At 65.1% G+C, this 17,136-nt stretch carries 14 protein-coding genes; 2 read left to right on the forward strand and 12 right to left on the reverse strand.

Annotated features, from left to right (window positions below; genetic code table 11):
* Nucleotides 1-16: 16 nt before the first annotated feature.
* From AC1DW9_RS17285 to gltX, 3 genes are all read right to left on the reverse strand, one after another.
* Nucleotides 17-1,009, reverse strand: a complete 993-nt coding sequence (locus tag AC1DW9_RS17285; protein WP_476775406.1) for a Bug family tripartite tricarboxylate transporter substrate binding protein — start codon at nt 1,007-1,009, stop codon at nt 17-19.
* Nucleotides 1,010-1,134: 125 nt separating this feature from the next.
* Nucleotides 1,135-2,424 carry a citrate synthase gene (gene gltA, locus AC1DW9_RS17290; RefSeq protein ID WP_441491816.1) on the reverse strand — a complete coding sequence of 430 codons (1,290 nt, stop codon included), beginning with the start codon at nt 2,422-2,424 and terminating at the stop codon, nt 1,135-1,137.
* Nucleotides 2,425-2,693: 269 nt separating this feature from the next.
* The gene (gene gltX, locus AC1DW9_RS17295; RefSeq protein WP_441505542.1) at nt 2,694-4,112 is read right to left on the reverse strand and encodes a glutamate--tRNA ligase; all 1,419 of its coding nucleotides are present in this window, start codon (nt 4,110-4,112) and stop codon (nt 2,694-2,696) included.
* A 158-nt stretch (nt 4,113-4,270) separates the two neighbouring features.
* Here gltX and AC1DW9_RS17300 point away from each other — a divergent pair, with 158 nt between their 5' ends.
* The gene (locus AC1DW9_RS17300) at nt 4,271-6,508 is read left to right on the forward strand and encodes a ComEC/Rec2 family competence protein (RefSeq protein ID WP_476775405.1); all 2,238 of its coding nucleotides are present in this window, start codon (nt 4,271-4,273) and stop codon (nt 6,506-6,508) included.
* Here the strand turns inward: AC1DW9_RS17300 and lexA are convergent.
* The 6 genes from lexA to AC1DW9_RS17330 form a co-directional block, all read right to left on the reverse strand.
* Entirely contained in the window at nt 6,502-7,206 is a 705-nt protein-coding gene (gene lexA / locus AC1DW9_RS17305; protein WP_441505544.1) for a transcriptional repressor LexA, read from the reverse strand. The two genes, AC1DW9_RS17300 and lexA, sit on opposite strands and share 7 nt — an antisense overlap.
* 81 nt (nt 7,207-7,287) lie before the next feature.
* Nucleotides 7,288-8,499 (reverse strand): molybdopterin molybdotransferase MoeA, encoded by a 1,212-nt coding sequence (locus AC1DW9_RS17310; protein ID WP_476775404.1) that lies wholly within the window; start codon nt 8,497-8,499, stop codon nt 7,288-7,290.
* Nucleotides 8,496-8,984, reverse strand: a complete 489-nt coding sequence (moaC, locus tag AC1DW9_RS17315) for a cyclic pyranopterin monophosphate synthase MoaC (RefSeq protein WP_441505546.1) — start codon at nt 8,982-8,984, stop codon at nt 8,496-8,498. The genes AC1DW9_RS17310 and moaC overlap by 4 nt, the downstream gene beginning before the upstream one ends.
* Nucleotides 8,981-9,790: an indole-3-glycerol phosphate synthase TrpC gene (gene trpC, locus AC1DW9_RS17320; RefSeq protein ID WP_476775403.1), complete on the reverse strand. Its 810-nt coding sequence runs from the start codon at nt 9,788-9,790 to the stop codon at nt 8,981-8,983. The genes moaC and trpC overlap by 4 nt, the downstream gene beginning before the upstream one ends.
* Before the next feature lie 7 nt (nt 9,791-9,797).
* Entirely contained in the window at nt 9,798-10,811 is a 1,014-nt protein-coding gene (gene trpD / locus AC1DW9_RS17325) for an anthranilate phosphoribosyltransferase (protein ID WP_476775402.1), read from the reverse strand.
* Between the two features lie 13 nt (nt 10,812-10,824).
* Nucleotides 10,825-11,442 carry an anthranilate synthase component II gene (locus AC1DW9_RS17330; protein WP_476775401.1) on the reverse strand — a complete coding sequence of 206 codons (618 nt, stop codon included), beginning with the start codon at nt 11,440-11,442 and terminating at the stop codon, nt 10,825-10,827.
* A gap of 177 nt (nt 11,443-11,619) precedes the next feature.
* Here AC1DW9_RS17330 and AC1DW9_RS17335 point away from each other — a divergent pair, with 177 nt between their 5' ends.
* Complete coding sequence (locus AC1DW9_RS17335) at nt 11,620-12,828, forward strand: patatin-like phospholipase family protein (protein WP_476775400.1); 1,209 nt, start codon at nt 11,620-11,622, stop codon at nt 12,826-12,828.
* Here AC1DW9_RS17335 and AC1DW9_RS17340 read toward each other — a convergent pair.
* The 3 genes from AC1DW9_RS17340 to AC1DW9_RS17350 are packed head-to-tail and all read right to left on the reverse strand — an operon-like array spanning nt 12,756 to nt 17,010.
* Nucleotides 12,756-13,580: a HipA family kinase gene (locus AC1DW9_RS17340; protein ID WP_476775399.1), complete on the reverse strand. Its 825-nt coding sequence runs from the start codon at nt 13,578-13,580 to the stop codon at nt 12,756-12,758. The genes AC1DW9_RS17335 and AC1DW9_RS17340 overlap by 73 nt on opposite strands.
* Nucleotides 13,580-15,094, reverse strand: coding sequence for an anthranilate synthase component I (trpE, locus tag AC1DW9_RS17345; protein WP_441505552.1), 1,515 nt, complete (start codon nt 15,092-15,094; stop codon nt 13,580-13,582). The genes AC1DW9_RS17340 and trpE overlap by 1 nt, the downstream gene beginning before the upstream one ends.
* Nucleotides 15,094-17,010: a peptidylprolyl isomerase gene (locus AC1DW9_RS17350; RefSeq protein WP_441505553.1), complete on the reverse strand. Its 1,917-nt coding sequence runs from the start codon at nt 17,008-17,010 to the stop codon at nt 15,094-15,096. The genes trpE and AC1DW9_RS17350 overlap by 1 nt, the downstream gene beginning before the upstream one ends.
* Nucleotides 17,011-17,136 lie beyond the last annotated feature (126 nt).

Below are 17,136 nucleotides of genomic sequence, written 5' to 3' on the forward strand. Positions count from 1 at the left end.
CAGCGCGGTGCAGCGCTCATTCAAGCGCCGCACCGGATGCCTTGGCGATGGGCCCCCATTTCGCGAATTCGACTTTGACGTGTTCGCCCAGCGCCTCCGGTGTCGAGCCGACGATGACGGCACTGACATCGTTCAGGCGCTGCTTCACATTGGGGTCTGTCAGGGCCTTGTTGGCTTCGGCGTTCAGGCGCTCAACGACTGCCCTTGGCATATTCGCCGGGCCAAACAGCGCGTTCCACGTATAGGTTTCATAGCCGGCAAGACCGCCTTCGGCGATGGTCGGTATCTCCGGGAATGAGGGCACGCGCTCCTTCGTGGTAACGCCGATCGCGCGGAGCTGGCCGCTGCGAATGAACTGCGCGGAGGAGGGCAGGTTGTCGAACATGATCGGCACGGCGCCAGCCACGACATCGTTCAGAGCCGGGCCAGCGCCGCGATAGGGCACATGGTTCATGCTCACGCCGCCCAGCGACTTGAACAGCTCGCCCGAAAGATGCAGCGGCGTACCCACTCCCGATGAGGCGTAGGAGTATTTGCCGGGATTGTCCTTCAGGACCTTGACGACCTCCTGGACCGTCTTGGCCGGAAAGCTCGGGTGCACGACCATGACGTTGGGCACCACGGCCAGCAGGGAGATCGGCGTGAAATCCTTGACCGGATCGAACGTCACCACCTTGAGGATCGCGGGATTGAGGGCATGGGTCGAGATCGTGCCCATCAGCACCGTGTAACCGTCGGGTGCGGCGCGAGCGACCGCGGTCGAGCCGACATTGCCGCCTGCGCCGGCGCGGTTCTCGATCACCACTTGCTGGCCGAGCGAATCCGCCATCTTTGCCCCGACGAGGCGGGCAACGATATCCGTCGAGCCGCCGGCTGCGAACGGCACGACAAGCATGATCGGCCGGGTCGGGAAGTTCTGAGCCCGCGCGGGCCCGCTGCCGGCTACGAGGGCGGATGCCCCGGCCCCAGCGATGAAGGCGCGGCGGTTCGGTGTCGTGAGGCGGTCCATCTGGCGTTTCCCGTCATTGCTCTGCGAAACGCGAGGTTATGGCAGCGCACCATATGATAAACCCCACCGGATTGTTTAATCCGGTGGGGTTCGACCTGCGTCATAAAGACTGTGTCAGATTGTTCTCAGCGACGGCCGATCGGCGTGTAATCGCGCTTCGGCGAGCCGGTATAGAGCTGGCGCGGGCGGCCGATCCGCTGGGACGGATCCTCGATCATTTCCTTCCACTGCGCGATCCAGCCGACGGTGCGGGCGAGTGCGAAGAGCGCGGTGAACATCGAGGTCGGGAAGCCCATCGCCTTCAAGGTGATGCCCGAATAGAAATCGATGTTCGGATAGAGCTTCTTCTCGATGAAGTAGCTGTCGCTGAGCGCGATGCGCTCGAGTTCGATCGCGACATCGAGGAGCGGATCGTCCTTGATGCCGAGCTCGTTCAGCACCTCATGCGTCGTCTTCTGCATGATCTTGGCGCGCGGGTCGTAGTTCTTGTAGACGCGGTGCCCGAAGCCCATCAGGCGGAACGGATCATTCTTGTCCTTCGCCTTGGCGATGTATTTCGGGATGTTGTCGACCGACCCGATCTCCTCGAGCATCTTGAGGGCCGCCTCGTTGGCGCCGCCATGCGCAGGGCCCCAGAGGCAGGCGATGCCGGCTGCGATGCAGGCGAAGGGATTGGCGCCCGAGGAACCGGCAAGACGCACGGTCGAGGTCGAGGCGTTCTGCTCGTGGTCGGCGTGCAGGATGAAGATGCGGTCAAGCGCGCGCGACAGGACCGGATTGACCTTGTACTCCTCCGCCGGCACCGCGAAGCACATGCGCAGGAAATTCGAGGTGTAGTCCAGCGAGTTCAGCGGATACACGAAGGGCTGGCCGATCGTGTACTTGAAGGCCATCGCAGCCAGCGTCGGCAGCTTGGCGATCATCCGCATCGACGCGATCATGCGCTGCTGCGGGTCCGAGATGTCGGTCGAGTCGTGATAGAAGGCCGACATCGCGCCGACCGAGGCCACCAGCACCGCCATCGGATGCGCATCGCGTCGGAAGCCCTGGAAGAAGCGGGCCATCTGCTCGTGCACCATGGTGTGGCGCGTCACGCGGTAGTCGAAATCCGCCTTCTGCGCCGCGGTCGGCAGGTCTCCGTAAAGCAAGAGATAGCAGGTCTCGAGAAAGTCGCCATGCTCGGCAAGCTGCTCGATTGGATAGCCGCGATGGAGCAGAACGCCCTCGTCGCCATCGATATAGGTGATCTCCGACTCGCAGCTCGCGGTCGAGGTGAAGCCGGGGTCATAGGTGAACATCCCGGTTTGTGCGTAGAGCTTGCTGATGTCGATGACGGATGGGCCGATCGATCCGGTCTTGACCGTCAGGTCGACGGTCTTGCCGTCCACACTCAGCTGGCTGTTGGTTCCGCTCATCGATACCGATCCTTTCAGGCTCGCTGCTGATCAATCTTCGTTCCATCCGAGCCGGCACGAATGGGTGCCGGAACGGCAATCATCATCCGAGTGGCTCTGCGTAACGGCCATGTGACGGGATTGCAGGCAAAGGAAGGTACATCCGACTGATATTAAAGCAATATTCATACCGGGGCGCCGCTTCGGACACCCTCGGCATATGCGGCGTCACTAGCCCATTTGCCCTTGGGGTTCAACCAATCACAAAGGCGGGGCTGCCCCGCCTTTGATCACGTTTGATCGCTGAGACGAGCGAGCGTTTCCTCGCGGCCGAGCACCGCCATCACATCGAACAGGCCGGGCGACTGGCTCCGTCCGGTGAGTGCGGCCCGCAGCGGCTGCGCCACCTGTCCGAGCTTGAGGGCATGTTCTTCGGCGAAGGCCCGGACCGCGGCCTCGAGCGGAGCCGGTGTCCAGTCGTTCACCGCGGCAAGCTTCTCTGCCAGGCTGGGCATGCGCTGGCGGGCGCCCTCGTCGAGCAGCGTCGCCGCCTTCTGATCGAGTGCGAGCGGACGCTTGGCAAAAAGATAGGAGGCGCTGTCGAGCAGCTCGATCAGCGTCTTGGCTCGCTCCTTCAATCCCGGCATCGCAGCAAGAAGCTTGGCTTCGAGAGCCGGATCGAGCTCGGGGCCGAGGCCGTGCGCGGGGCCGATTTCCGGCAAGATGCTCTTCAGTGCATCAAGCAGGTCACGGTCATCGGACTGGCGCATGTAGAGCCCGTTCAGGCTCTCCAGCTTCGCGTAGTCGAAGCGTGCCGGGGAACGGCCGATCGAGGAAAGATTGAACAGCGAGACCATCTCTTCGGTCGAGAAGATCTCCTGGTCGCCATGGCTCCAGCCCAGCCGGAGGAGGTAGTTGCGCAGGGCCACCGGCAGATAGCCCATGGAGCGATAGGCATCGACACCGAGCGCACCATGGCGCTTGGAGAGCTTCGCGCCGTCCGCCCCATGGATCAGCGGGATATGCGACATGCTCGGCACGCGCCAGCCCATCGCCTGGTAGATCTGGGTCTGGCGGGCGGCGTTGGTGAGATGGTCGTCGCCACGGATGACATGGGTCACGGCCATGTCATGGTCGTCCACGACGACAGCGAGCATATAGGTCGGGTTGCCGTCGGAACGCAGCAGCACGAGGTCGTCGAGATTCTCGTTCTGCCAGACGACGCGGCCCTGCACCTCGTCCTCGACCACCGTCTCTCCGGTCTGCGGCGCGCGCAGGCGGATGACCGGCTTCACGCCGGCCGGCGCGGTTGCCGGATCGCGATCGCGCCAGCGTCCGTCATAGCGCATGGGACGGCCCTCGGCGCGCGCCTTCTCGCGCATCTCCTCGAGTTCCTGCGGTGTCGCATAGCAATAATAGGCCTTGCCGGCGGCGAGCATCTGCTCGGCGACCTCGCGGTGYCGGGCCGCACGGGCGAACTGGTAGACGGTCTCGCCGTCCCAATCGAGGCCAAGCCAGGACAGGCCGTCGAGAATCGCCGCGATGGCCGGCTCGGTCGAGCGTTCGCGGTCGGTGTCCTCGATGCGCAGCAGCATCTTGCCGCCATGGCGACGGGCATAGAGCCAGTTGAACAGCGCGGTACGCGCGCCGCCGATATGCAGGAATCCGGTTGGAGACGGCGCGAAGCGCGTAACGACCGCATCACTCATGAAAGGCAGGCTCCGGCAGGACGGGAAATGAGGCCGACAGAGCGGCAGAGGAACAAGACGTCGAAGGGACATGACAACCGACGCCGCCCCTGTAACATGCTGATGGGGCCGACGTTAAGCGCAAGATCGCATCTGGTTGGCTGACCGAGGGACGGCCTATGCGCGAGGCGCCGCCAGACCCGAGCCGGCTGCGCGGCGCGCGTGTTCGCGCCGTACCATTCCGCATTCCCGAGATATGGTTTCAGGACGCTGCCATTCGGTTGTTTCTCGCCGAATGGCGCGCGCGCTTCCTGGGCGCCATCGCGATCGAGGCCGGACGAAGAAGGCTGTTTCTCTGGCTGCCGGTGCTGATGGGAGCCGGCATTCTGCTCTATTTCGCGGCTGATCGCGAGCCATCCTTCTGGGTCCCGCTCTCCGGCTTTGGCGTCTCCGCTGCGATGGCAGCGCTGTCGCGCGCCCGACGCCCGGTCATGCTCGCTTGCGTCGGCCTTGCTGCCATCTTCGCCGGCTTTGGTGCCGCGGCCTGGCGCACGGCGACGATCGCAGCACCGATGCTCGATCGAATGCGCGTGGGACAACTCACCGGCTTTGTCGAATCGGTCGAGGCGCGCGACGCCGGCGCGCGCCTCGTGATCCTGGTGACCGGCATTGCCGGGGTGGAGCCTGAACGCCTGCCACGGCGGGTTCGGGTCAACGTCAAAGGTGGTTCGGTTTCGCCGGGCGATCACATCGCTGCCGTCGCGCGCCTCCTGCCGCCGCCCGGTCCAGTGCGACCAGGTGGCTACGACTTCGGGCGCGACGCCTTCTTCCGAGGGCTTGGTGCAGTCGGGACCATCCCCGGAAAGATCACGCTCGCCCCACCACCCTTGCAGCCACCGCTCGAGCTTCAGATACGCGCGACGGTCGACCGGGCGCGCAATGCCCTGACGGAGCGCATCGCCGGGATCGGGGGAGGGCAGGCTGGCGCGATGGCGGCGTCGTTGGTTACTGGCAAGCGCGGCCTCATCACGGAGGCGACCAATATCGACCTCCGCGCGGCCGGAATCTATCATATCATCTCGATCTCGGGCCTTCACATGGTGCTGGCCTCCGCCACGATCTTCGGCCTGGTCCGTGGCCTGCTGGCGCTATCGCAAACGCTGGCATTGCGCTGGCCCATAAAGAAACTCGCCGCCCTGGCCGCGATGCTCGGCGCCACGGCTTATTGCATCTTCTCGGGAGCCGAGGTCGCGACGGTGCGCTCGCTGATCATGACATTGGTCATGCTCGGTGCGATTCTCGTCGATCGCCCGGCGCTCAGCATGCGCAATCTGGCTCTCGCTGCGATGATCGTTCTGCTGCGCGAGCCTGACGCGCTGCTTGGTCCAAGCTTCCAGATGTCCTTTGGCGCTGTCGCGGCGCTGATCGCCTTTGCCGAGCGCTGGGAGGATCGCGGCCACTCCGAGGCGCCGGCGAACCTGCCTTGGCCGCTACGGCCGATCTGGATCGCGGTGGTCGGGCTCACGGTCACGACCGTGCTGGCGACGGTCGCAACCGCACCGTTCGGTGCCTATCACTTCCAGACCTTCAACCCCTTCGGTCTGCTCGGCAATGCGCTCGCCTTGCCCTTCGTTTCCCTGATCGTCATGCCTGCCGCTGTCTTCGGCGTGCTCGCCTATCCCTTCGGCCTGGATTGGCCGGCTTGGGCGCTCATGGGAGTCGCTTCGGACTATGTGCTGCAATCCGCGCGCTGGGTTGCGGGATTCGACCACTCCGCGGTGATCATTCCTGCATTCGGGGCCGCGGCGCTCGCATGCTTTGCCGCTGCGCTTCTCTGGATCACGCTCTGGACGACACCGCTGCGCTTCCTGGCCGTCGCCCCCCTGATCGCGGGACTGCTCGTGGCAGCGAAGCCCGACAGGCCCGACATCCTGATCGAACGCGATGGTTCCGGCATCCTGGTCCGCGGGGGCGATGGTCGCATGATCCTGGCGGGGCAACCGAGCCGCTTCGTGCTGCAGCAATGGCTGAACGCAGATGGCGATAATCGCCGGACTGACGACAACAGCCTGCGGGAAGGCGCGGCCTGCGACACGTTGGGTTGTGTCGTCCGCAGCAAGGATGGACGAAGCGTTGCCTTTGCACGTGATCGCCTGGCCATCGTCGAGGACTGTCGGCGCGCCGATCTCGTCATCACGCCGATTCCGTGGAACGCTCCGTGCGCAGCACGACTGATCGACCGCAGGGCATTGTCGCGCGATGGCGCGACCGCCCTTGTCGGCAACAAGGGCGGCTGGCGCGCCCATCTATCAGAGCAGGATGGTGTCGATCGTCCCTGGAGCCGCAAGCGGGAGCGGCCTGCAAGCACGCCGGCTTTGCCGCTGGCGGCTGTCGAAGAACACGAGCCGCTTCAGTAGCGCCGCATCAGGTTGACCAGGCGGCCCTGAATCTTGACGCGGTCCGGTCCCAGCACCCTTGTCTCATAGGCGGGATTGGCAGCCTCGAGCGCGATCGAGGAGCCGCGCTTGCGCAGTCGCTTCAGCGTTGCTTCCTCGTCATCGATCAGAGCCACGACGATATCCCCGGTATTGGCCGTGTCCTGACGCTTGATCACCACCGTATCGCCGTCGAGAATGCCGGCTTCCACCATCGAGTCGCCGCGAACCTCGAGGGCAAAATGTTCACCGGGGCCAAGCATGTCGGCAGGCAGTGCCACGGTATGGCTGCGGCTCTGGATGGCGGAAATCGGTGTACCGGCGGCAATCCGCCCCATGACCGGAATCGCAACCGTGGAGCGCACATCTTCGTCCGGGGGCGGTGCGATCGGCCGGACCTTGCCAAGCCCCCCTTGGACGACGGAGGGGCTGAACCGTCCGCGCGTCGCCTGAGGGCCGCCGGCCCCTTCGGGCAGCTTTATGATCTCCAGCGCTCGGGCTCGATTGGGAAGGCGGCGAATGAACCCGCGCTCCTCCAGCGCCATGATCAGGCGATGGATACCGGACTTGGAGCGCAGATCGAGCGCGTCCTTCATCTCGTCGAAGGAGGGGGGCACCCCTGTCTCGCGCAGGCGTTCCTGGATGAAACGAAGCAGTTCGAACTGTTTGCGTGTCAGCATGGTTCCCGCCGGCGCTCTTTGTATGGAATCGAAACAAAGCACGAACACCATACAGGTTCGCGTTGTGTTCCGCAAGCGCGCTCAGCGTAGGCGGATGATCCGGCAGTTGTCGCCTTTGTTTGCCGGCGCAGCAAACGATTCGCGAATGAGTAGCGCGTCGGCGCGGGCAAGAGTGGCCAGCATCGACGAATCCTGCTTGGCGAAGGGCGTTGCCAGCCATCCTTCCGGAGTGAGCGTCAGTTCCGACCTCATATAGTCTCGCCGCTCATCATTTGCCGGCAAATTTCTTCCGACGATTGCAGGCTCACTCAGATCGCGCTCCGGTTCCGGTACGCCCAGGAGGGTCCTGAGCAGGGGCACGACGAAGAGATGTCCGCAAACGATGGACGAGACGGGGTTTCCGGGCAGGCCGAGCGCGACCATGCGGCCGAGGCGGCCCATCATCATCGGCTTGCCCGGCCGCATGGCGATCTTCCAGAAGCCGAGCGCCATGCCTTGACCGATCAACGCTGCCTGGACGAGATCGTGCTCACCTACCGAGGCTCCTCCGAGGGTGATCAGCACATCGGCATCGGCCTTCCGTGCCTGGCCAATCTTGTCGGCGAGATCGGCATGATCATCGCGGGCAATCCCGAGATCGAGCGCCGTGCCGCCGGCCTGCTCGACCAGCGCGGCGAGCGCAAAACTGTTGGACGCGACGATCTGGTCGGGTCCAACCGGCTCGCCGGGCTGGACCAGTTCGTCGCCAGTCGCGAGGATCGCGACCAGTGGCTTGCGACGCACAGTGAGCATGGGGTGGCCCATGGCTGCCGCGAGGCCGAGGCTCGCACTGTCGAGCCGGCTGCCGGCGAGAAGCAACACCTCGCCCTCGGAGAAGTCCAATCCTGCCTGACGAACGAACTTGCCGCGCTCGGCGTCCTCGCGCACGCGGATCGTCGCAGTGCCGACGCCGTCCGCATTCTCCTGAATCAAGATCGTATCGGCGCCCTCCGGAATCGGAGCACCGGTGAAGATGCGAACAGCCTCATTGGAGCGGACCATCCCTGAGAAGGAACGACCGGCAGCCGATTCGCCGATGACACGCAATTCATTTGCCGGCGCAATATCGTCTGCGCGAACGGCGTATCCGTCCATTGCGGAGTTGGCAAAGGGGGGCTGGGTCCGAAGCGCCTGCAGGTCGGCGGCGAGCACGCGCCCTACGCATTGTGCGAGTGGCAGGGTTTCTGATGGTGTCGGTGCCGGAACGCTGTCGATTAGCGCCTTCAGGGCGACGGGGACGGGCGTGAGGCTCATCGCGCAGTTTCCGGGAGATCGAAGGTGCCGGATTTTCCACCTGACTTGTGGACGAGCCTGATGCCTTCGATCCGCATCGCCCGGTCGACCGCCTTGACCATGTCGTAAACTGTGAGGCAGGCGACGCCGACAGCGGTCAACGCCTCCATCTCGACGCCGGTCTGTCCCTTCATCTTGACCTCAGCGCTCACGCGCACCCCGGGCAATGTCTCGTCCAGGGTGAGGTCGACGCTGATCTTGCTGATCAGCAGCGGGTGACAGAGCGGGATCAGTTCATGCGTGCGCTTGGCGGCCATGATTCCAGCCAGGCGCGCCGTGCCAAGCACGTCGCCCTTCTTGGCGTCGCCATCGCGCACGATCGCCAGGGTCCCGGGCTGCATGACGACACAGCCCTCGGCGACAGCGATGCGCGAGGTCTCCTCCTTGTCGCCAACATCGACCATATGGGCCTGGCCGCTGGCGTCGAGATGGCTGAGCTTGCTCATGCTGCGCTGCGCGCAGAACCGGTCAGGAGATCACGGGTCGCAGCGGCGACATCGTCCTGCCGCATCAGGCTCTCGCCGACGAGGAAGGTGTTGACGCCGGCGCGCTGCAACCGTGCGATGTCGGCATGACTGAAGATGCCGCTCTCGCCAACGATGATGCGGTCCGCGGGGACGCGCGGTGCAAGTCTCTCGGTGACGGCGAGATCGACGGCAAAGCTGCGAAGGTCGCGATTGTTGATGCCGAGCAAGGGGCTGTCGAGCTCGAGGGCGCGATCGAGCTCAGCTTCGTTGTGAACCTCGACCAGCACGTCGATGCCGAGTGACTTTGCCGCCTCGTTCAGCGCGCGGGCTGTCCCGTCATCGACGCCGGCCATGATGATCAGGATACAGTCGGCGCCCCAGGCGCGAGCCTCGAAGACCTGATAGGGGTCATAGAGGAAATCCTTGCGCAGGGCGGGCAGGCCGCTTGCCATGCGCGCCTGCTGCAGGAATTCCGGCTGTCCCTGGAAAGAGGGGGCATCGGTCAGTACGGACAGGCAGGCCGCGCCGCCATCGGCATAGGCGCGTGCCAGCGATGGCGGGTCGAAATCGGCGCGGATCAGCCCCTTGGACGGGCTGGCCTTCTTGATCTCAGCGATCAATGCAGGCTTGCCGGCCGCGTGTTTCGCGGCAAGAGCGGCCGTGAAGCCACGCACGGGGCCGGCAGCCAGGGCGCGCTGCTCGATCTCAGCCTGGGAAACCGCGGCCTTGGCAGCGGCGATCTCCTGGCGCTTATAGGCCTCGATGCGGGCGAGGATGTCGCTCATGACGTCCTCACGCGTTCGAGCTGGCGATAAGTGCGGTCAGCGTCGCCTTGGCCTTGCCGCTGTCGATCGCCGAGGTCGCGCGGGTGAGGCCGTCGCGCAGATCACCGGCCTGACCGGCCACGACGAGCGCGGCGGCGGCATTGAAGGCCGCGATATCGCGGAAGGGCGTCTTCTTGCCGTCGAGAACCGCGCGGAGCGCCTCGGCATTCTGCGCCGGTTCACCGCCGCGCAGATCCTCGGGCTTTGCACGGGCCAGGCCGACATCGTCCGGGCTGATCGAGAAACTCTCGATCTTGCCCTTTTCGAGCGCGACGACGCGGGTCGGCCCGGTGGTGGTGATCTCGTCAAGGCCGTCAGAGCCGTTCACGGCCCAGATGCGGTCGGAGCCCAGAGCAGACAGCACGCGCACCATCGGCTCGAGCCAGGTCTCTGAGAAGGCGCCGACGAGCTGCCTCTTGACACCGGCCGGGTTGGAGAGCGGCCCGAGCAGGTTGAAGATGGTGCGGGTGCCGAGTTCTGTGCGCACCGGTGCTACATGCCGCATCGAGGCGTGATGGGTCGGCGCGAACATGAAGCCGACGCCGGCCTCGGCGATGCAGCGCTCCGTGCCCGCGGGCTCGAGCCCCACCTTGACGCCGAGCGCGGTGAGCACGTCGGCCGCTCCGGAACGTGACGAGGCGGCGCGATTGCCATGCTTGGCGACCGGCACGCCGCAGGAAGCAGTGATGATCGCGGCCAGCGTCGAGACGTTATAGGAGCCCGAAGCGTCGCCGCCGGTTCCGACGATGTCGATCGCGCCGGCCGGTGCTTTTACCGGCAGCATCTTGCCGCGCATGGCGCTGACCGCGCCGGCGATCTCCTCGACGGTCTCGCCACGGACGCGCAGCGCCATCAAGAAGGCGGCCGCCTGCGCATTGGTGACCTCGCCGGACAGGATGGTGTCAAAGGCATCGCGCGCCTCCTCGCGGGAGAGTGAGGCGCCGGTCGCCACCTTGGCGATGAAGGGTTTGAAATCGTCCATGGGTTCTTCGACGTCAGGCTGTTTCGGAAAGGGCGGCACGGTCCTGTGTCTGCGACCATCGTTCCGCCAGGCCGAGGAAATTGCGCAGGATCGTCGCACCCTGTTCGGAGGCGATGCTCTCGGGGTGAAACTGTACGCCATGCACCGGCAGGGAGCGGTGCGAGAGCGCCATGATTTGCCCGTCTTCCGTCGTGGCTTCGATCTCGAGTTCGGTCGGGCAGCTTTCTCGTGCCACGATGAGCGAGTGATAGCGCGTCGCCTGGATCGGCCCGTTGATGCCGTGAAAGAGGCCGCGGGCGTGATGGCCAATGGTCGAGATCTTGCCGTGCATCGGCAGCGGCGCGCGCACGATCTCGCCACCGAAGGCCTGACCGATGGTCTGCAGGCCGAGGCAAACGCCAAAGATCGGCTTCCTGTCGGCACCCTGGCGTACGAGGTCAAGGCAGATGCCGGCCTCGTTGGGGGTGCAGGGGCCTGGCGACAATACGATTGCGTCATGCCCTCCCCCCAGCGCCTCTTCGACGGCAAGGGCATCGTTGCGGCGAACCTCGACCTCCGCCCCAAGCCCGCCGATCAGGTGGACAAGGTTCCAGGTGAAGCTGTCGTAATTGTCGATCAGCAGGATACGCATTGCCGCTAACGAGATCTCCGGTCGCGATGATGGCAAGGTGGTCATGCCCGTTCGGGGGGCAAGTGGTCAAGTTATTGTCGGATCGTGGCTCCATCGCGATTGCGCTCGCAGCTCCGCTGGCGACAAGATGGCGGTGAAGAGACCGCGCAATCTTGCAGGGGCGTTCGGGTGTGGGGCATGGCGATGTTGCGTCGGGCCAAGGCGATCAGGCACGTGCTGCTGGCCTCCGCGCTGCTCGGCCTGGCTGCATGCAATTCCGGGGAACGACCGCAAGCTCTGCCCGCGGAAGGCCTGTCGACAGCCGAGGTCGCCGGATTCGGCACGATCCGCTTCTGGGGGGATGCGGTCGTCCCCACCACAAGCAAATATGTCGATATCCAATACCGGCAGATCGCCGCTTCGGGCTGTGGCAAATGCCAGGCGGCCGCAACATTTCTTGCGATTTCAGGTGGGAGCGGAGAGGGGGCCTATGGCGCGGGTTTCCTGAAGGGCTGGAGCGCGCGCGGCGACAGGCCTCAATTCGAGGTCGTCACCGGGGTCAGTACTGGCTCGCTCGCTGCGCCCTTTGCGTTCCTCGGCTCGCACTATGACGGCGCCCTGGAGGAGATCTATACGCGCTACGGCGATAACGAGCTCTTTCGCAGCAAGGGAGTCCTCGGACTGTTTGGCGAGTCCCTCTACGACACGACGCCACTGCGCCACCTGGTCGAACGCTATGCGACCGAGCAATTGCTCGATGAAATCGCTGCCGAGCACCGCAAGGGCCGCCGTTTATTGGTCCAGACCACCAATCTCGATGCTCAGCGGCCAGTGATCTGGGACGTGGGCAGCATTGCCGCGAGTCAGCGGCCCGACCGGCAGAAGCTCTTTGTCGATATTCTGCTTGCTTCGGCAGCCATACCGGCGGTCTTTCCGGCCGTGCGCCTCAATGTCGAGAGCAACGGCAAGGTCTTCGACGAGCTTCACGTCGACGGCGGTGTCACCTCGCAGATCTTCTTTGCCCCACCGGGGCTCGATCTCAACGGGGCTGCCCGGCGCAATCTCGGTCAGGAACGCAGTCTCTCGCTCTATGTCATTCGCAACGGCAAGCTGGAGCCGGAATACAAGGCCAGCACCCAGACGGTGGCGGGGTTGGCCACACGCTCGATCTCGACGCTGGTGAAATACCAAGCGCTCGCCAATATCGCAGCGATCTCGGAGATGGCGAAGCGAATGCACGCGCGCTTCTCCTTCACCGCCATTCCCAAGAGCTTTCAAGGCAATCAGCGCTCCGAATTCGATACGGAGTACATGAAAGCCCTGTTCCAGCGCGGCTATGAGGAAGGTCGTAGCGGCAAGGCCTGGGAGACACAGCCGCCGCTCTCGCCGACGCTGGCCTCTCGCTGATCGCCAGCCTCTAGCGCCCCGTCGGTGCATAGGGCGTTCCAGTGCCGGATATAGGTCGCAAGCGCGTTGGCGATGACTGGGACCTCGCGTCCCGCGGCGTCGATCCAGGCCGACGGTGCTTCTGCCAGCCAGGAAATCGGCAGGTCGGGATCGAGTGCCTTGCCCTTGCTCGCCGTCATCATACCTGCCAGGAGATGTGTGCGTGGAAGTGCGAAGCTGGCGGGCAGGCGGCCGGCCAGTGCCCTGTCGAAATAGAGACAGGCGTCGAAATCGATCGCGTGCAGCGTACCGCCGGCCCCGCGCAGGAGATTCGGATTCGAGCGCGGCCGGTCGACATTGTGCAGGAAGCAATCCGCCTCCGCGATCGCCAGGAGACTCGCCGCATCGTCGGGGCCAAGGTCCGCGGCTGCGACCGGCGCGGTGTTCGGGATGAAAGCAACGCCGAGATTCCAGCCAAAGCTGCGCTGGATCATCTCGTCGAATTCGTCGGTGCCGACCATCCATGGGAAGCTGTGCGGCAGCAGCAGTGGTTTGGCATCGGGGACCGGTGCGCCGAGCAGCTTCGCGAAGCGCAGGGCAAGGAGCTCGATCAGCAGGCCACGAGGCCCTGGCCCGGCGCCGGCGAGCTTCAGGACATGCAGCCTGCCGTCGGTCGTCCGAACCAGGCAGGGGCGTGTGCTCGCATCACTGAAGACCCGCAGGATTTCGACGACCGTAACGGCTTCGTCATCCCGGGGCTCCGGCGAGGCCACTATTGTCCCCGGCCAGCGCGCGCCGCGAACCGGATTGCTTCCTCCGCTGCCTTGAACAGGGCCTTGGCCTTGTTGATGCATTCGAGCTGTTCGGAGGCCGGGTTCGAATCATAGACGATGCCGGCGCCGGCCTGGACATGCATGCGGCCGTCCTTCACCACGGCGGTGCGCAGCACGATGCAGGTGTCCATTTCGCCATTGGCACCGAAATAGCCGATGCAGCCGCCATAGGCGCCGCGTGCGTCATGTTCCATCTCATCGATGATCTCCATGGCACGCACCTTCGGCGCTCCGGAGACGGTGCCGGCCGGGAAGCCCGCGGCGAGTGCGGCCAGCGCATCATGCTGCGGGTCGATCGCTCCCTCGACATTGGAAACGATGTGCATGACCTGGCTGTAACGTTCGATGAAGAAGGAATCGGTGACCTTGACCGAGCCGATCCGTGCAACGCGGCCGACGTCGTTGCGGCCAAGATCGAGCAGCATCAGATGCTCGGCCCGTTCCTTGGGGTCGGCCAGCAGTTCCTCGGCGAGCGCCGCATCCTCTTCGGTCGTCGCGCCGCGCCGCCGCGTGCCGGCGATCGGCCGGATGGTGACGGTATCGTCGCGCAACCGTACCAGGATCTCGGGGCTCGAACAGACGATCTGAAAATCAGCGAAGTCGAGATAGCACAGGAACGGCGCCGGGTTGACGCGCCGCAGCGCCCGGTAAAGCGCAAAGGAGGGCAGGGCGAAGGGCGCCTCGAAACGCTGCGACAGCACGACCTGGAAGATGTCGCCGGCGCGGATATAGTCCTGCGCCCGCGCCACCATGGCGTGAAACTCGGCCTCGGTCGTGTTGGAAACGATGTCGGGCTGCGGCAGCGCGGCGATATCGATGTCGGCTTCCGGGGGGAGAGGACCCTCGAGGATATCCGTGACCCGGTCGAGCCGCTCCTGGGCCCGATCGTGGGCGACGCGTGCGGCAACGCCCGGTTGCTGGCGGACGGGCGTCACGAGATGGATCTCGTCGCGCACGGAATCGAACACCACCATCAGGGTGGGGCGGGTCAGGATCGCGTCGGGGACGCCGGTCCCGGTGTCCTTTGGCTGCGGCAGTCGCTCCATCAGCCGCACCATGTCGTAGCCGAGATAGCCGAAGACGCCGGCCGCCATCGGTGGCAGGCCATCCTCGTCGGGGATAGCGCTCTCGCCGAGCAGAGCCCGCAGGCTCTCGAAGGCGGGGCGCGGATCGGCGACGAAGGCCTCGCCCAAAGCCGGTCGGCAAAGCGAAGCCTCACCGCGATGGCAGCGCCAGATCACATCCGGCTCGATGCCGATCATCGAATAACGCCCGCGTACGGCGCCGCCCTCGACCGATTCGAGCAGGAAACTTGGGCCGGACGTGGCGTGCCTCAGCTTCATGAAGGCGGCGACGGGCGTCTCGCAATCACCGACCAGGACGCGCCGCAGAAGCTGCGGCGCTCCCGCGTCATACGCCTCCGCAAAGGAGGACAGATCGGAGGGCGCAGACATCAGTTCTGCGCGCCGCCGGTGGCGTTCCGGAAGGCCGTCTCGTTGACCGTGACGCCGAGGTTGCTCTGCAGTTTCGCGACATACTGCGCGAGGATATCCTCGCTGACGCTGGAGCCGAGCAGGCGGGCAAAATTCTCCGCCTCCTGCGTCGTCCGGGCATAGGGCGGTACCGTCGCCGAAACGACCTTGAAGAGGACGCGCCCGCTGTCGTCTGCGCCCAGCGCCGAGTTGCTCTTGCCGACAGGCGTTCCGAAGATCAGGCTGATGACATTGGCGGGCAGCTCCGGCTTCTGGTCCTGCCGGCCGAGCTCCGCCGCCTGTTCGACAACCAGGCCGGCCGAGGCGGCCACGGCATCGAAGGCCTCGCCGGAATCAAGACGCTGCACCAGTTCGCGGGCCTTGGCCGAGAGCTTGCTCGCCACCTCGTCTGCCCGCCATTGACGCTCGACCTCGCCCTTGACCTCGTCAAAGGTCCGCTCGCGCGAGGGGTCGATCTTGGTCACATCGAACCAGACATAGCCCGTGTCGCGCGGCAGGCGAATGGCCTCGTTATCGACGCCGATATCCGAGCGGAAGATGGCGGGAAGCGTGGCGTCGCCGCCGGGCAGGGGCTGTGCCTGCGTGCCGTCCGGCTTGCCCAGGCTGGCATCGACCGGGCCGACCGTCAGCAGGGGCAGATTGAACTCGCGTGCGATCTCGGCAAGCGGCTTGGCCGCGGCCCGTTGGTCCTCGATCCGGTCATGCAGGTCCGTGAGCTGGCTCGTGGCCTTGCTGGTCGCGACGTCCTTGCGCACCTCGGCAGCAACCTCCTCAAAGGGCCGGATATGCTCGAGTTCGATCGTCGGGACGCGGAGGAGCACCGAGCCGAAGGCGCTGGCGACCGGAGCGCTGACGGCTCCCTGGGCAAGCGCGAACGCGGCCTCGCGCACGGCCGGATCGAAGACCTGATTGCGCGTGAAGGTGCCTAGCGTCAGGTCCTTCTCGGCGACATTGCGCGCGGCGGCGATCGCCTCGAACGCTTCGCCGGCATCGATCTTCGCCTTGGCGGCCTGCGCCTCCTCGGCATTCGGGAAGGTGATCTGCTGGATCGTGCGCTTCTCGGGGGAACCAAAGCGCTGCGCCTTGACCTGCTCATAACGGGCCTTGGCCTCTTCGTCGGTGACCTTGCTCGGGTCGGCCAAAGCTTCGGTCGAGATCGTCAGCACGTTGGCGCTACGGAACTCGGGAGCCCGGAAACTCGCCTTGCGTTCGTCGAAATAGCCCTTGAGCTGAGCTTCGGTCGGTGCGGCGATCTCACCGGCGGCGGCCGGCGGCAGCTTGGCGAATGTCACTGCGCGGCGCTCGTTGCGCAGGCGATGTCCCAGTTCCTGCAGCGCGACCGGAGCGGTCACGCCGCCGACCACCATCTCGGCGATCTGTTGGCGCAGGATCGTGGCGCGCTGCTCGCGCACATAATTCTGTTCGTTGAGCCCGTTCGAGCGCAGCAATTCGTTGAAGCGGGCCGGCGAGAAGTTGCCGGAGGCATCGCGGAAGACCGGGTCCTGGAAGATCAGGTTGCGGATGGTCTCGTCGGAGACCGCAAGCCGCATCCGGCTCGCGGTCTGATCGAGCACAGCCTCCGTCACGAGGCGCGAGAGCACCTGGCGGTCGAGCCCCAGCGCGCGCGCCATTTCGGGAGTAATCGAGCGGCGCTGCTGGCGCGTCAGGTTCTGGACTTCGTTCTGATAGGCCACGCGCATCTGCTCGAGGCCGATCTCGGTCTTCCCGACCTGAGCGACAGAGTTGCGTCCATACCCCCGGAAGATGTCGCCGATGCCCCAGATCGCGAAGGACAGGATCAGAAATCCGAACATCACTGTGATGATGAGCTTGCCAATGAGGCCCTGACCCGCCTTGCGGATGCGATTCATCATCATGGGGTCGTTCTTTCCCTCTCCGGCCGCATCGCTGCGACGCGAGCCTTCGCGTTTTGTGGCGCTGCTTATAGGAACCGATCACGCTGCCCGCAATCTTCACCGTGGTCTTGCCGGCTGATTGCGGCG

The organism is Allobosea sp. P4_E12, from assembly GCF_056401655.1.

Bases quoted from the DNA above. Each gene is read 5' to 3' on its own strand.
- AC1DW9_RS17285 (WP_476775406.1), bottom strand. From the start codon at position 1,009: ATGGACCGCCTCACGACACCGAACCGCCGCGCCTTCATCGCTGGGGCC.
- gltA (WP_441491816.1), bottom strand. From the start codon at position 2,424: ATGAGCGGAACCAACAGCCAGCTGAGTGTGGACGGCAAGACCGTCGAC.
- AC1DW9_RS17300 (WP_476775405.1), top strand. From the start codon at position 4,271: ATGCGCGAGGCGCCGCCAGACCCGAGCCGGCTGCGCGGCGCGCGTGTT.
- lexA (WP_441505544.1), bottom strand. From the start codon at position 7,206: ATGCTGACACGCAAACAGTTCGAACTGCTTCGTTTCATCCAGGAACGC.
- AC1DW9_RS17310 (WP_476775404.1), bottom strand. From the start codon at position 8,499: ATGAGCCTCACGCCCGTCCCCGTCGCCCTGAAGGCGCTAATCGACAGC.
- moaC (WP_441505546.1), bottom strand. From the start codon at position 8,984: ATGAGCAAGCTCAGCCATCTCGACGCCAGCGGCCAGGCCCATATGGTC.
- trpC (WP_476775403.1), bottom strand. From the start codon at position 9,790: ATGAGCGACATCCTCGCCCGCATCGAGGCCTATAAGCGCCAGGAGATC.
- trpD (WP_476775402.1), bottom strand. From the start codon at position 10,811: ATGGACGATTTCAAACCCTTCATCGCCAAGGTGGCGACCGGCGCCTCA.
- AC1DW9_RS17330 (WP_476775401.1), bottom strand. From the start codon at position 11,442: ATGCGTATCCTGCTGATCGACAATTACGACAGCTTCACCTGGAACCTT.
- AC1DW9_RS17335 (WP_476775400.1), top strand. From the start codon at position 11,620: ATGGCGATGTTGCGTCGGGCCAAGGCGATCAGGCACGTGCTGCTGGCC.
- trpE (WP_441505552.1), bottom strand. From the start codon at position 15,094: ATGTCTGCGCCCTCCGATCTGTCCTCCTTTGCGGAGGCGTATGACGCG.
- AC1DW9_RS17350 (WP_441505553.1), bottom strand. From the start codon at position 17,010: ATGATGATGAATCGCATCCGCAAGGCGGGTCAGGGCCTCATTGGCAAG.